General features: G+C 42.3%; 8 protein-coding genes. 6 read left to right on the top strand and 2 right to left on the bottom strand.

The genetic code is table 11. The annotated features are described in order from the left end of the window. Positions 1-263: 263 nt before the first annotated feature. Together G4420_RS00845 and G4420_RS00840 are read right to left on the bottom strand one after the other, a co-directional pair. Positions 264-1,742, bottom strand: a complete 1,479-nt coding sequence (locus G4420_RS00845) for a TolB family protein (RefSeq protein ID WP_163321735.1) — start codon at positions 1,740-1,742, stop codon at positions 264-266. A gap of 25 nt (positions 1,743-1,767) precedes the next feature. After that, positions 1,768-3,486, bottom strand: a complete 1,719-nt coding sequence (locus tag G4420_RS00840; RefSeq protein ID WP_163321734.1) for a DUF6057 family protein — start codon at positions 3,484-3,486, stop codon at positions 1,768-1,770. Positions 3,487-3,842: 356 nt separating this feature from the next. Between G4420_RS00840 and G4420_RS00835 the strand changes: the two genes are divergently transcribed. The 6 genes from G4420_RS00835 (at position 3,843) to G4420_RS00810 (ending at position 15,021) form a co-directional block, all read left to right on the top strand. Continuing rightward, a complete protein-coding gene (locus tag G4420_RS00835) occupies positions 3,843-4,679 on the top strand; it encodes an alpha/beta hydrolase (protein WP_163321733.1) in 837 nt (278 codons plus the stop codon). Positions 4,680-4,739: 60 nt separating this feature from the next. Next, entirely contained in the window at positions 4,740-6,500 is a 1,761-nt protein-coding gene (locus G4420_RS00830; RefSeq protein ID WP_163321732.1) for a glycoside hydrolase family 43 protein, read from the top strand. A 107-nt stretch (positions 6,501-6,607) separates the two neighbouring features. Beyond that, complete coding sequence (locus G4420_RS00825; RefSeq protein WP_246241506.1) at positions 6,608-8,536, top strand: glycoside hydrolase family 97 protein; 1,929 nt, start codon at positions 6,608-6,610, stop codon at positions 8,534-8,536. A 13-nt stretch (positions 8,537-8,549) separates the two neighbouring features. Further along, positions 8,550-11,159 (top strand): xylan 1,4-beta-xylosidase, encoded by a 2,610-nt coding sequence (xyl3A, locus tag G4420_RS00820; RefSeq protein WP_163321731.1) that lies wholly within the window; start codon positions 8,550-8,552, stop codon positions 11,157-11,159. 103 nt (positions 11,160-11,262) lie between these two features. Next, positions 11,263-13,620 (top strand): endo-1,4-beta-xylanase, encoded by a 2,358-nt coding sequence (locus G4420_RS00815; RefSeq protein WP_163321730.1) that lies wholly within the window; start codon positions 11,263-11,265, stop codon positions 13,618-13,620. 30 nt (positions 13,621-13,650) lie between these two features. After that, positions 13,651-15,021, top strand: coding sequence for a glycoside hydrolase family 43 protein (locus G4420_RS00810; protein ID WP_163321729.1), 1,371 nt, complete (start codon positions 13,651-13,653; stop codon positions 15,019-15,021). The last annotated feature ends 46 nt before the right edge of the window (positions 15,022-15,067 follow it).

The raw sequence follows: 15,067 nt of genomic DNA, 5'->3' as shown, positions 1-15,067 counted from the left end.
GTTTACTATGGCTTGTAGGAATTAAAAATTGCCTGAATTATTTGCAGAAAGGTGTGCTATCGCATCCTACAACCAGTATTTTAGCCCAAAAGTGGCACCTATCGCACGCGAAAGGCAATGGTTTTTATCGAAAGTGCTACCTATCGCATGCGAAAGGCAATGTATTTTAGTGAAAGTGGTACCTATCGCATACGAAAAGCAAAGTTTTTATTGGAAAATGGTCATTGCGACTTGTTCAAAGATGAAAGCCCTGAAAGAACTGGTTAATTTTTAAATTGCACATCAATTCCTTTTTCATTTCGGGCTGTTTCTGAAACCTGGTAAGGAGTAACTTTTATTTTTCCTTTTACAAACTCCGGGATATTATACGATTTCAGGAGTTTAGTATAATAATCCACATCGTCTTGTGGCAAAACAAAAGGTTTCGAAGCCACTCCGTTTTTATCGATGTGGGCAATAAACGGGCGGGTGTAAAGCCCATCTATACGGCGGCTACTGAACACTACCCAGCGGCTGTTGCTGCTCCACGAATGGTAACTTTCAGTTTCGTTACTGTTCAAAATATTCAGGGCAGCTACCTTTTTATCAGCCAAACTTAGCAGATACAAATCAGCTTCGCGGTGCCAAATGGAGAAATTGCCGTAGTTAAACAGTGTAAACATCAGGAAATTACCATCGGGCGAAACACGTGGAAAGGAAATACTTTTACCAATCGCGCTGGCATTAAAAAGTGTATCAACTTCTTCGCCAAACCGGCGGGACGCAGGATCAAATGTTATACTGCAAAGGTTGTATCTGACTTTCTCGTAATCATTGGGAATGGTTACGCTATCGGCCGAACAAAAATACAGCGTTTTCCCATCCGGAGAGAAAGTGGGAAAGGTTTCAAATGCCGATTTGGAAAACAATTCAGGAGTGCTAAATATCTCGTGTTTTTCTACGTCGTAAATCACCACATCCGATTTGTAATCGAATACTTCAATACGGTTAGGGTCGGAGGTATGAAACATCTGTTTGGTACTGTTTACCGAAAAGGCTACAAAGTTGCCCGATGGATGCCACGATGGATATACAAGCGGAGACATGGTTTCGGGTGTTTTTGTATTTAGTTTCTCAATTTTGTTGCCACGCATAACTAAAGTTCCGCCAAAATCCTTTCGTATGTGTAATAACATGGTGTCGGGCGACTGCATACAAAAAGAGTGGCAATTAACACAATTGTAATCCATGGTTTTATTGGTTGCAATTTCCGTTTGTTTAAACGTTTCAACACAACGCTGGTAAATTCCCATATCGTTCCATGTTTCATAACCCGGCTCTATCAGACGGTAAGCAATATACGGGTCAACAGGATCGGCCGAAACAAAGAATTGAAAAGGTTTATATGCCAACCATTTCTTGTCTGTTTTTGTCACTATCTTCACATCAATAGCGCCTTCCTGTGCGCTTTTAATAAGTTTTTTCCATGCCGATTCGCCAATTGCAAACTGTTTGCCACTGGCTTTAACTTTTACCTGCTCTGTGCCGGTTCTGAAAAGGGCATAAGCATCGGTATAGTCGCACGAGTCAGCTAATTTAAAGTGCAATGGAGCGATGTTGACCGGAACAGTAACACCGATATAATCGGGAAAAATATGAGGTATTTCGTTGAGGTTTTTATCGATGTTGATATTTCCGGTACAAGTCCAGAAAAAACAAAGGCCAATACAATACAGTAAATGGGTTAAACGACTTTTCTGCATTTTCACTATCATTTTAATTTTCCTTTTACTTCAATAAAAAGTTCAAATACATATTCTGGCTATTTCTTTTGTTTTTATAGGCTTCAAAACTCTGAATAACCTGATCCGAGATCGCATAATATTTTAACGCTGTTGTGTCGTTGGCGGCAAAAAGCATAACTCCTTGCTGAAATCCTTTGGGTAACGCGGGTAGTGCCGGAGTGTTGTAATACTTCTCGACCATCGTTTTAAAACCCTCTGTATCGCGTAGTAACAGATAAATGGCGCCCAAATACTGAATGGAGGCCCGATGTGTTGGATTGTGGTCAATAATATGTTTTAAATCCGAATCGAATCCATTTTTCCCCGATAAAACATTTTCGGGGAATATACACTTCCGTTTGGAGCCTAAAAACGGATCGCTTTCCACTGCCTCGTCCTTTTCAAGAAATTGCTTTTGAGCTTGCGCCCAGTCGGCATAGTATTTTGTTTTTTCAAGAATCGCAATATATTTTTTAGCTACCGGATAGGCACCGTAAATCAGGTTTGTCTGAACCAAACGTTTTAACATGCGTGGATTGTAGTTATTTACGCTCTCGTTCGATTCGAATGCCATACGCTGAGACAGTGCAATGTGGCCCATCGAAAAATACACATCGCTTAATAAAACCGAAACGTATGGTGTTTTGTCCCAGCTCAGATAGATACTACGAAGGTCTCCCTGTTTATAATCAAACAGGTTCTCTGCTAACAGTCCTTTTTCGGCAAGCGCCACATTCCGGCAATTTTGATACAGATAATTGTTCATGTCAATTTCCCTGCACCGTTCAAGTAGTTTATCCCAATTTTCCTGGCGCATATAATAATCCAGCTCTTTAAAAATTTCATGCCGCGAGTCGATCATAAACGACGAATTGAAAACGGCAAGCCAGCCAAAAACAACAAATTGTATTACCAGTCCAACAACCTGAATATTTTTTTTCACCAGTTTAACCTGCCCGAACAGCAAAGCCAACAACAAAACAGCAAGCATAAGCAGCCAGGGCTGGTAAATCACATTCCCGGCCTGAAGTTTCCAGGTAAAATAGCCATCAGGTAATAACAGGTATTTCAGTTCGCCTGCAACACCTAAACGTAAGCTTACTATTGCCAACAAATAAACCAAAGCAACAGGAAGCAGGAAAAAATAGAAGCTTCGGAAATTGACGAATAGTTCGGTAAGCAATATTGCTGCAACAAACAAGGAAGCCACCGGCCCGGCCAGCCAGTAAAGTAGTAGCGAAAAACACGCAGTATAAATGATTCGTGGCACGAGCGACTGTATTTTTAAATAAAAAACAAAGGCGCATAAAAACATCAAAAATGCAATCGTGCCGCTGAGCTGGTAGTTGATGTTAAACTGTAAAAACAGTAACGAAATAACGGGCAATAATGAAAGAACTGAGAGGTGTAAAGCGGGTGCCAGGCGTTTTAAAATTATGCTTGTTAGTATTCCTGTTGAGGTTAACAGAAAAGCTGAAATAAGAGCTCCTAAATACGGGATTATAAAGAACTGTATTAGAAAGTCGGCAATGAGCCGGGCCAATCCTCCCGGTTGCCACAGCACTGATTTTACAAACGGCCAGTCGTATAAAAATATATTCCATTGCTCTGTAAAATAAAAGCTGTAGCGTTCCTTTATTTGCATGTAAAGAAACAGGGCAATAAAAACCACAATCCAGCCAACAATATATATATACCTGACTTTTTCGAATCTGTTTTTCATTATTTGTCGATTACCTGATATGCTGTAAACTTAAAAGAAATTAGCCAAAATATCCTAACCAATTTTGCATTCATTTGCGATCAACCTGTCAAATTTCTTCAATATGTCTAAAATTAGAAATAGAATATCCATAATCAGAGATTCATCTAACCCCCTATGCATAATTTTACCTATACCAAAACCAAGAGACCAACGTGTCGTGTGATATTATAAAGATTTACAGATAATATGATTTCCGATAAAGTATACACATAAAAAATATACGTAGCAGTCCGGGATCTTGAAAAAGATGAGACGTGGCGGTTGTGCAAAGCAAGCAAGATTATAAACCGAAATTAATAGAACTTATAAATAGTATGAAAAAACTTACATCCTTATTGCTTCCTATCCTTATAATTATTCTCAGTTTAGGAGTAAATGCGCAGGTTGGCCAGGCTCCGGCCGGATTTGACGTATTACGTAATTCCATTCCGCATGGAAAAATAGATACAGTAGTGTACACCTCTAGTACAGTAGGTGCTGAACGAACCACACTTGTTTATACACCTCCCGACTATTCTGCTGAAAACAGCTACCCGGTTCTTTATCTTTTGCACGGAATTGGTGGCGACGAGTTTGAATGGCTGAACAACGGCCATCCTGAGGTTATTTTGGATAATCTGTATGCCGACGGAAAAGTGGAGCCAATGATTGTGGTTCTGCCTAACGGTCGCGCAATGAAAGATGACCGTGCCACAGGTAATATATACGGTGCCGACAAAGTTGAAGCATTTGCCACCTTTGAAAATGATCTTTTGAAAGATCTGATTCCATTCATTGAAAATAAATACCCTGTTATTGCCGATCGCGAACACCGCGCCATTGGCGGTTTATCAATGGGAGGTGGACAATCGCTGAATTTTGGATTAGGAAACCTGGATGTGTTTGCCTCGGTAGGCGGATTTTCATCGGCACCTAATACGAAACAGCCTGCAGAGCTGGTTCCCAATCCGGAAAAAACCAAAGAGCAACTGAATCTCCTGTTTATTTCGTGTGGCGATAAAGACGGATTGTTCAGTTTTAGCAAGCGAACACACGATTACCTGACCGAAAACAATATTGCCAATTATTACTATGTGATTCCTGAAGGACAACACGATTTTGCAGTTTGGAAAGACAGCTTATACAATTTTGCCCAGTTACTATTTAAGTAGCAAAATCAGTGTGCAGCACAAAAATTAACCGAAAAAAGTAGAATAAATCTATCGATTAAAATGAAGAAAAGAATTTTTAGAACGAGTTTAACTTCTCAACTAACCGCTTTGGCCATGTTGTTTACTTTTGTTGCAAATGGTGTTCAGCCCGAAAAGAAAGTTACAAGCACAAATACCCCTGTATTCTCCAATTTTGTATATCAGGGAGATGATGATGTGTATAAAAAATATCCGCTTGAAGACGGCGAATTTTACAGCCCCATTTTACAAGGCTGTTACCCCGATCCGGCTATTACCCGCAAAGGCGATGATTATTACCTGGTTTGTTCTTCGTTTGCCATGTTTCCGGGCGTTCCCATTTTCCACTCAAAAGACCTGGTAAACTGGACCGATTTGGGAGGAGTACTCGATAACCCTGAAACATTCGATACACACGACTGTGGAATTAGTGCAGGTGTTTATGCTCCGGGAATTACTTACAATCCATACCGCGATACGTTTTATATGATTACCACGGCTTTTACCGGTGGTTTGAATAACATTATCGTAAAAACAAAAGACCCTAAAAAAGGGTGGGGTGATCCGATTAAGCTGGCTTTCGGAGGTATCGATCCATCTATTTTCTTTGATGACGATGGTAAAGCATATATCGTGCATAACGATGCTCCCGATCGTGGAAAGGAATTGTACAACGGTCACCGTGTAATCAAGGTTTGGGAATACGATGTAGAAAAAGATCAGGTAATTGAAGGAACCGACAAAATTATTGTTGACGGTGGTGTTGATCTGGCCAAAAAACCAATCTGGATTGAAGCACCGCACCTGTACAAAAAAGATGGTAAATACTACCTGATGTGCGCCGAAGGTGGAACTGGCGGCTGGCACAGCGAAGTTATCTTTAAAAGCGACAGCCCAACCGGACCTTTTATTCCGGCACCAAGCAACCCGATTTTAACGCAGCGACACTTTCCGAGAGAAAGAGAAAATAAAGTGGATTGGGCAGGGCATGCCGATATTGTTGAAGGACCTAATGGCCAATGGTACGGTGTTTTTCTGGCAGTTCGCCCGAATGAAGAGCAACGCGTAAATACTGGCCGTGAAACCTTTATCTTACCGGTTGACTGGTCGGGAGAATTCCCTGTTTTTGTTAACGGACTTGTTCCAATGGAACCAAAAATTGATATGCCTAAAGGTGTAGAGAACAAAACTGGTAAGGATGGATTTTTCCCGAACGGTAACTTTACTTATGAAGAAGATTTTTCGTCGGATGATTTGGATAAACGCTGGATTGGTTTGCGCGGACCACGTGAAGCTTTCATCGAAAAAGCAAAGGGTGGCGTTCAGATAAATCCATTTGAAACGAATGTAAAAGAAGTAAAACCAACTTCAACTTTATTCTATCGACAAATGCACAACAGCTTTTCGTATGCTGCTACTGTGGATTACAAGCCTGAATCAGAGAAAGATCTGGCAGGAATTGTGGCCTTACAAAGCGAAAATGCAAACTATGTGTTTGGTGTTACCAAAAAAGGCGATGATGATGTGTTGGTTTTACAACGCAATTTTAAACGACGTTTCCGCGGTGAAATGGACTCAAAAGTAATTGCCAGCACAAAAATCGACCATAGCAAGCCGATACGTTTACAGGTTTCGGCAAAAGGTGATAAGTATGAGTTTTCGTATGCTGTTGAGGGTGCCGATTTAGTGCGCCTGGGAGAAACTGTTTCAGGCGATATTCTTTCTACGGATGTAGCCGGTGGTTTTACCGGTTGTTTGCTGGGGTTGTATGCAACTTCAGCCAACGATGCAATTCCTGAATAGGACCATAGATTTGGATTACTAAATAGTTCCGGTGTTGGGCCAACGTTGCTGTTTGGCTCATCGCCGGAATAAGTTTTTAGAATGACAGTTTAATACGTAACTAACCAATGATGCAGACCAATAAAATTATATCAACCGGACTTTTACTGCTGTTTTCTGTTGTGGCTTTTGCACAACAAATGAGTGTAGTATCTCCTAATCAGAAACTAAAAGTAGAGCTTTCACAGTCGGAAAACAGTACGTTAGCAGCATGGTTTTTAAAAGTAGATTACCGGGCTGATGAAGATTTTATCCCTGTAATCCCAAAAATCGATTTGGGATTACTACGCGACGATCAGGATTTTTCAAAGGCATTAAGCCTCACTAAGGTTGAACCAATCCAATTGATCAAAGAAGAATATACCGCCTTACACGGGAAACGTTTGCAGCGAAATAATACCGCCAACGAAATTACCTTCTGTTTTGAAAATGAAAACAAATCGAAACTGAATGTAGTTGTTCGGGCCTGGAACGATGGAGTTACTTTTCGCTACGAATTTCCTGAAAAAGAAGGTGATTTTGTGATTCAGGACGAGTTCTCCGCCTATACCATTCCCAATAAAACAAACCGCTGGCTGGAAGAATTCGATCTTTCAAACGAACGGCTTTACGCCAACAGCGACAGTGCTTCCGTTCAGAAAAACTGGTCGTATCCTGCACTATTCGAAACGCCGGCAACAGATTGCTGGTACCTGATTCATGAAGCAGATTTAGATAGAAACTACTGTGCAACAAAACTGAGCAACTACAGTGTTGCCGATCAATATAAAGTTACGCTTCCGCATCCCGGAGAAGGCGAGGGTGAAGCTTTGCCGCAGATTACACTGCCCTGGAAATCGCCCTGGCGCGTTATTGTGGTGGGCAGTTTGGCCGATGTTGTGGAATCAACTTTGGTCGATGATGCTTCAACGCCATCAGTTCTTGAAAATGCCGAATGGGTAGTACCCGGTGTGGCATCGTGGAATTACTGGTCGCACAACCACGGAACAAAAGATTTTAAAATCGTTTACGAATTTGCTGATTTGGCTGCCGAAATGAACTGGCCGTACACCTTACTCGATTGGGAATGGGACCAAATGGAAAACGGTGGTAACCTGGAAGATGCAATCGATTATATTCATTCACTGGGCCTTAAGCCACTTATGTGGTATAACTCGAGCATGTTTAAATGGATTACTTCAACCCCGGTTGACCGGATGAAAACGCATGAAAACCGCGTGGAAGAATTTACCAAACTGAATAACCTGGGCGTTTACGGGGTAAAAATTGATTTCTTTTTAAGCGAGAAACAATACATGATCGATTACTACCTCGATATTTTGGAGGATGCTGCTCAGTTTAATATTATGGTTTATTTTCACGGTTGTTTGGTGCCGCGGGGCTGGCAGCGTACTTACCCGCATCTGATGACCTACGAGGCAGTTCGAGGAGCCGAATGGTACAACAACGGCCCTGAATTGACCGCTGCTGCTCCCGAACACAATAACGTATTGCCGTACACCCGAAATGTAGTAGGGTCGATGGATTATACTCCGGTAACATTTACCAATTCGCAATATCCGCATATCACATCTTATGCACACGAGCTGGCACTAAGTGTTGTGTTTGAATCGGGCATCCAGCATTTTGCCGATCGTCCCGAAGGATTTCGGAATTTGCCCGATGCTGCGCGTACATTTTTAAAAGAAGTTCCGGTGGTTTGGGACGAAACTAAACTATTGGATGGCTATCCCGGCAGGTTTACCGTAATCGCACGCAAAAAAGCCGGTAACTGGTATGTTGGCGGCATTAATTCAGATGGAAGAAGAGATCGACAACAAACGCTTGACTTTGGTTTTCTGCCCGACGGAAAAAAATACCGATTAACATTAATTGCGGACGGAGAACATGATACGGTTTTTTCTACGCAATACATGGTGGTTGATAACAGCAGTTCGATAAATGTGAAAATGCTTCGCAGAGGTGGATTTGCTGCTGTACTTAAACCGCTTGAATAACAAACGAAAGAAGATGATAAGACATTTCCTAAATAGAACGATCGTGGTTGCTGCCATTTTGTTGGGAGCCTTCTCGGCATGGGCACAACAATACCCGTATCAAAATCCCGAATTAAGTTCGGAAGAACGTGCAAAAGATTTGGTTTCGCGATTAACGCTTGAAGAAAAAGCCATACTCATGTGCGACCAGTCGGATGCCATTCCGAGACTCGGAATCAAAAAATTCAACTGGTGGAGCGAAGCATTGCACGGCTATGCCAACAACGATAATGTAAGTGTTTTCCCGGAACCCATTGGAATGGCGGCTTCGTTTAACGACGAATTGCTGCTTGAAATTTATGATGCGGTTTCTGATGAAGGACGGGCCAAATACAACGAATGGATCAACGCCGGAAACGAAAATAAACGCTTTTTGAGCCTTTCGGTGTGGACACCAAATGTAAACATTTTTCGCGATCCTCGTTGGGGACGTGGACAGGAAACCTATGGCGAAGACCCATACCTTACTTCGCGCATGGGTGTTTCAGTAGTGAAAGGTTTGCAGGGACCGGCCGATGCCAAATACCGCAAATTGCTGGCTTGTGCAAAACACTTTGCCGTGCACTCGGGGCCGGAATGGAGCCGTCACGAGCTCAACCTCAACGACATTAGCCCGCGCGAATTGTACGAAACATATTTACCTGCTTTTAAAGCTTTGGTGCAGGATGCCGATGTGCGCCAGGTTATGTGTGCTTATCAGCGCCTCGACGATGAACCTTGTTGCGGAAACACACGCCTTTTGCAGCGCATATTGCGCGACGAGTGGGGCTATCAGTACATGGTAGTTTCAGATTGTGGTGCTGTTACCGATTTTTTTACAACCCACAATGTTTCATCCGACGCGGTTCATGCAGCCTCCAAAGCGGTTTTAGCCGGTACCGATGTAGAATGTGTTTGGGAAAATTATCCATATATGAATCTTCCCGAAGCTGTTGAACGCGACCTGATAAAAGAAGAAGTTATTGATAAAAGCGTGGTGCGTTTGCTAACCGGGCGTTTCGATTTGGGCGATTTCGACGACGATGCCATTGTCCCGTATGCTCAAATTCCTCCATCGGTTTTAAATAACGAAAAATACCGCCAACTGGCACTCGACATGGCCCGGCAAACCCTGACACTTCTTCAGAATAAAAATCAGGTGCTGCCTTTATCAAAGAAGACAAAGAAAATTGCCGTGATTGGCCCCAATGCCAACGACGAACCTATGTTGTGGGGAAACTACAACGGAACTCCGGTTCGCACTATTTCAATTTTGGAAGGAATAAAAACCAAACTTCCGGAGCAAAAAATACTATACGATAAAGCTTGTGATTTGGTAGAAGATAAAGTAACCGAAAGTTATTTTAACCAATGCAGTTTTGAAGGCTTACCGGGAATTAAAGCAAGGTATTGGAACAATCCCAACCGTGAAGGAGAGTTGGTAACAACTGACCAAATTGTTAACCCGATTAAAAAGACTACAGCCGGACAGCACGAATTTGCTTCGGGTGTTAAGCTTGAAGGTTTTTCGGCCATCTACGAAACAGAATTTACCGCCAAATCAACCGAGGAAATTGTGTTTAAAGGCGGTGCTACCGGACATTACGAATTGTTGGTTAACGGCGAAACAATTTCCCAATACGACAACTGGAGAACACTTCCTTCGCGAATACCTTATAAGGTGGAGGCCGGTAAAAAATACAAAATCGAAATTCGCTATGCCCAGTTGAATAACTGGCAGGCAAATATTGAATTTAACTTCGGAAAAGAAGTGGATGTGGATTATACCGAACTCATAAAAAAACTAAACGATGTTGAAACGGTGGTATTTGTTGGTGGTCTTTCCGGAAACCTGGAAGGGGAGGAAATGCCGGTTTCGTACCCCGGTTTTAAAGGAGGCGACCGTACCAATATCGATTTACCCGCAGTTCAGCGAAACTGTTTGAAAGCTTTAAAAGACGCAGGCAAAAAAGTCGTTTTTGTAAACTGTTCGGGCTCAGCCATAGCTTTAACGCCCGAAACTGAAACCTGCGATGCCATTTTGCAGGCCTGGTATGCCGGCGAATCGGGTGGGCAGGCCATCGCCGATGTGCTTTTTGGCGACTACAATCCTTCAGGAAAACTACCTGTTACTTTCTACAAAAGTTCCGATCAGCTGAATGATTTTGAGGACTACTCGATGAAAGGGCGCACTTATCGTTACATGGAAGATGCCTTGTTTCCTTTTGGACATGGCCTGAGTTATACCGATTTCGAAATTGGAGAAGCCACACTTAGCAAATCAACTTTTAATAAAAATGAAGTGATACAACTAACTGTCCCGGTTGCAAATACAGGTTCGTACGACGGAACCGAAATCGTTCAGGTGTATGTGCGTAAAGTCGATGATATTGAAGGACCTCTGAAAACCTTGAAAGGCTTTAAACGCCTTGAAGTGGCAAAAGGAAAATCGAAGGATGCAGTGATTGATTTACCACCGTCGTCTTTCGAATTTTACGATTGGGCGCAACGCAAAATGACTGTGACTCCGGGGCAGTATGAAGTACTGTACGGAAACAGTTCAGATGCAAACGATTTAAAGAAACAGACAGTCACTATTCAGTAATCCTGTTTACGCATTTTGCTTCATCAAAAATGATGTGGCAGTGGATAGAGGTGGAGTATACCCGAAGTTGGGGATTTCCATTAACAAAAGACGATCGAATTAGATGAAATACAATAGAAATTATACAAAGAACATTCAGCGACGAATTATATACCTTGTTTTCCTGTTCGCTGCAATGCTTATTTTAGGGAAAGAAACTAAGGCTCAGTCGTATGCAGCCTGGTATCGGGATGCGCAAGAAAGAATTGATACACTTCGGAAAGGCGATTTTGGTATTAAAATAATTGATAAAGACGGCAACCCGTTTACAGGTGACGTTTCGGTGCGCATGAAAAAACACGAATTTCCCTTTGGGATGGCTTTCGATTTTTATGAAGGAGAAGCAAGCATGGGAAATTCATACAGCACCACAGCTGCTGTTCAGGCCGTTACCGATGCTAAAATATACCAATCCGAACGGTGGAGTGATTACCTGGCTTACGCCATTCCGGCAGAAAGCGGTAAAAACTATAAGCTGATCTTAAAATTTGCTGAAATTTATTTTGGTTCAGGCAATTCGCGGGTATTTAATGTAAAGGTTGAAAATCAGTTATTTCTCCAGAATTACGATGTCTACACCGAGGCCGGAGGAAAAAATATAGCTGTTGATACGGCTCTCACCATTTTGGCCACCGATAACCAAATAAATATTGAATTAACATCCGTTACCGATAATGTTGCAATTAAAGGAATTCAACTGGAGGAAATTGGAGGGACACAGGTAACACGAATCAATTGCGGGGGCCCGGAATTAACCACCAGCGATGGGAATTCCTATCACAGCGAGCAGGGATTTTTCGATCCTGATGTAAATACAGTTGCCTCAGGTGAACAGTGGATGAAGGCAACCATGTACAAGTATTTTAATTACGGAGTTACGGGTAATTCGTTCAAATGGAGTGGTGTTCAGCCCAATCATTCCACCCCGAATTATTCCAATTTCGAGAATGCTCTCCGCTGGACCCAAAAAGTAGGATGGAAGCTTAGGGGCCACAATTTACTTTGGGGAGGCGATGATGGCCATTCAACTCCAGACTGGGTTCGGAACCTGCCAACGACAGAGGCCTTTGTTGATACCTGTAAAATGAGAATTATTCGCGATGTTTCGCGTTATAAGGGACTGATATCAGAATACGATGTAGTGAATGAACCTTTATCCGGTCATGCCGACTGGATGCGCAATACACATGGCGATTCCATTATCTGGAACAGTTTTAAATGGGCCCGTTCTGCCGATCCTGATGCTGACCTGTATGTAAACGATTACAATGTAGAATACAATTGGGGACAAGCCGCAGAATACCGCGATTTAATTCTGGAAATTATTGAAAACGGAGGACCAATTACCGGAGTAGGTATGCAGGCGCACTTTTGGGACTGTTGCCGGCCAAACGTTGATGAACTGGTTAAAAATATCAATATTATTGACGAGGCCGGTTTGCCAATCAGGCTAACAGAGTACGACTTTGGAGGTAATCTCACCGAAGAAGAACAGGCTGAAGATCTTATTAAAGTATTGACAATCGCTTTTTCGCACCCATCGGTTAACGGAATGATAAGCTGGGTTTTGAGAGACTCGAATGACGAAAGTGGCTGGCGTCCGAGTTCAGGCTATTTTAATTGGGATTACACGCCAAAATTAGCTGCCGACACCTTGTTGTATTACACCAAAAAGTTGTGGGCTACCAATTTCGATTCGCAAATTAGTAGCACCAGTCCCCTGGATTTTAAAGCCTACTATGGCGATTACGAAATTGAAGTGGCTTTTGGCGATAGCGTGAAAGTTTTTACAGTACCGTGCCTCAAGGAGAATGAAGATTCAGTATTCACTTTGTATGAAACCAATGCGAAACTAAAAGGGCCTCAGCTTTTAAACGCCACATTGGAAGCTGATAATTTGGTAAAACTCGAATTTGATAAACCCATCGATAACAGCTCCCTGGTTCGAAGCCAGTTTAAATTCTTTTCAACTGATGGAATCGGGCTCGATGCTGTTGAGGCTGACCCGTATAACGATAAGGTTATTCTTCTGCAGCTCGATAGGAATGTTAATGTAGATGACTATAAAACAGTTGCTTACTTTCCGGGAAGCCTGAAAGCCACCGATGGAAGTTCTGCCGAAGCATTTGGGCCTGAGAAAATTGGTACCCCGGATACCCAGGTTGGAATCGAGCTTGAAAAAGACTTTGATAACGAACTCAGAGTATTCCCGAACCCGGCAACAACAGTGTTAAATGTTGAATATTCTGAAGCTCCTTATAAAGTATCGGTTTACAACAGTATTGGTGTACTTGTACATTCGCAGGTATGCTCTGAGACCTTGGTAAATATTGATGTAAACAGCTTTACAAAAGGATTATACCTGGTTCGGATTACCGATACCGGGAATAATGTTATAACCCGCAAAGTAATAGTTAATTAAGTTTTTTAACAGTTTTATAATTCAATTAAAATGAAAACAAAATTTAGCCTGGTTTTATTAATCGCATTGTTTCTTGCAACGGTGGGCTACGCACAAAACCCTATAATTCAAACTTATTACACTGCCGACCCGGCGCCAATGGTGTACGATGGTACGGTATATCTTTATACGAGTCACGATGAGGATTCAACAGTAAATAACTTTTTTACCATGTACGATTGGCGTTGTTACTCGTCAACCGATATGGTGAACTGGACCGATCATGGTGCGGTGGCTTCGCTGAAAAGTTTTGCTTGGCTCGATAAAACAAATGGCGCATGGGCACCACAGTGCATCGAGCGAAACGGAAAGTTTTACCTCTATGTGCCCATACACGGAGAAGGCGTTTCGGTATTGGTTGCCGATTCACCAACCGGTCCGTTTACCGACCCGCTCGGAAAACGTTTGATCGAAACTGATCACATTTGGCAGGACATTGATCCTACCGTGTATGTCGACGATGATGGTCAGGCGTATTTGTACTGGGGAAACCCAAAGTTGTGGTACGTGAAGTTAAACGAAGATATGATTTCATACGACCAGAGTATCGGGCAAAACGGAGTTATTTCAACCGAAATGACTACAGAAGCCTTTGGCTCGCACAAAGGCCGCGATGGTAAACCCGGTCCCTTTTATACCGAAGGCCCCTGGTTTTACAAACGCAACAATTTATACTACATGGTTTATGCCGCTGCCGGTATTCCTGAGTACATCGCTTATTCAACTTCAACATCGCCTGAAGGACCATGGACCTACAAAGGATTTGTTATGGAAAGAGCGCCACACCTGGCTTTTACAAACCATTCAGGGATTATCGATTTTAAAGGAAACTCCTACTTTTTCTATCATAGTCAGGAATTATCGGGGGGCGAAGGCTTTAAACGATCAACAAGTGTGGAACAGTTCGAATACAATGCCGATGGAACCATTCCTGTAATTGAACCTACAAAGGAAGGCGTTACCGCAAGTGTTGAAAATCTGAATCCGTTTAAACGTGTTGAAGCCGAAACCATTGCCTGGTCGGAAGGACTGAAAACAAAATCGGATGAAACGGTTGGGGTTTATGTAAGCAGTATCGATAGCAACGATTTTATAAAAATACGAAGTGTTGATTTGGGCAAAGGAGCTAAAAAGTTTGAAGCCAGTGTTGCTGCTGCTAAATCAGGAAGTATTGAAATCCGCATCGATGAAAAAGACGGCGAGTTATTAGGAGTTCTTTCTGTTACAGGCACCGGAGGAGCACAAAACTGGAAAACACTTTCAACCAAAATTAAGGAGGCCAAAGGTGTTCACGATGTTTACCTGGTTTTTAAAGGAGAAGACAAGGACTTATTCAATTTCGACTGGTGGCAATTTAAATAAGAGACCTGGCAAATATAAAACGAAGTAAAAACAGACAGAGGAGATA

This window comes from Draconibacterium mangrovi, from assembly GCF_010586825.1.
Classification (GTDB): domain Bacteria; phylum Bacteroidota; class Bacteroidia; order Bacteroidales; family Prolixibacteraceae; genus Draconibacterium; species Draconibacterium mangrovi.
This window is presented reverse-complemented; position numbering and strand designations above follow the sequence as displayed.

Excerpts from the sequence above, each read along its gene's own strand:
- G4420_RS00845 (WP_163321735.1), bottom strand. The coding sequence starts at position 1,742 with ATGCAGAAAAGTCGTTTAACCCATTTACTGTATTGTATTGGCCTTTGT.
- G4420_RS00840 (WP_163321734.1), bottom strand. The coding sequence starts at position 3,486 with ATGAAAAACAGATTCGAAAAAGTCAGGTATATATATATTGTTGGCTGG.
- G4420_RS00835 (WP_163321733.1), top strand. The coding sequence starts at position 3,843 with ATGAAAAAACTTACATCCTTATTGCTTCCTATCCTTATAATTATTCTC.
- G4420_RS00830 (WP_163321732.1), top strand. The coding sequence starts at position 4,740 with ATGAAGAAAAGAATTTTTAGAACGAGTTTAACTTCTCAACTAACCGCT.
- G4420_RS00825 (WP_246241506.1), top strand. The coding sequence starts at position 6,608 with ATGATGCAGACCAATAAAATTATATCAACCGGACTTTTACTGCTGTTT.
- xyl3A (WP_163321731.1), top strand. The coding sequence starts at position 8,550 with ATGATAAGACATTTCCTAAATAGAACGATCGTGGTTGCTGCCATTTTG.
- G4420_RS00815 (WP_163321730.1), top strand. The coding sequence starts at position 11,263 with ATGAAATACAATAGAAATTATACAAAGAACATTCAGCGACGAATTATA.
- G4420_RS00810 (WP_163321729.1), top strand. The coding sequence starts at position 13,651 with ATGAAAACAAAATTTAGCCTGGTTTTATTAATCGCATTGTTTCTTGCA.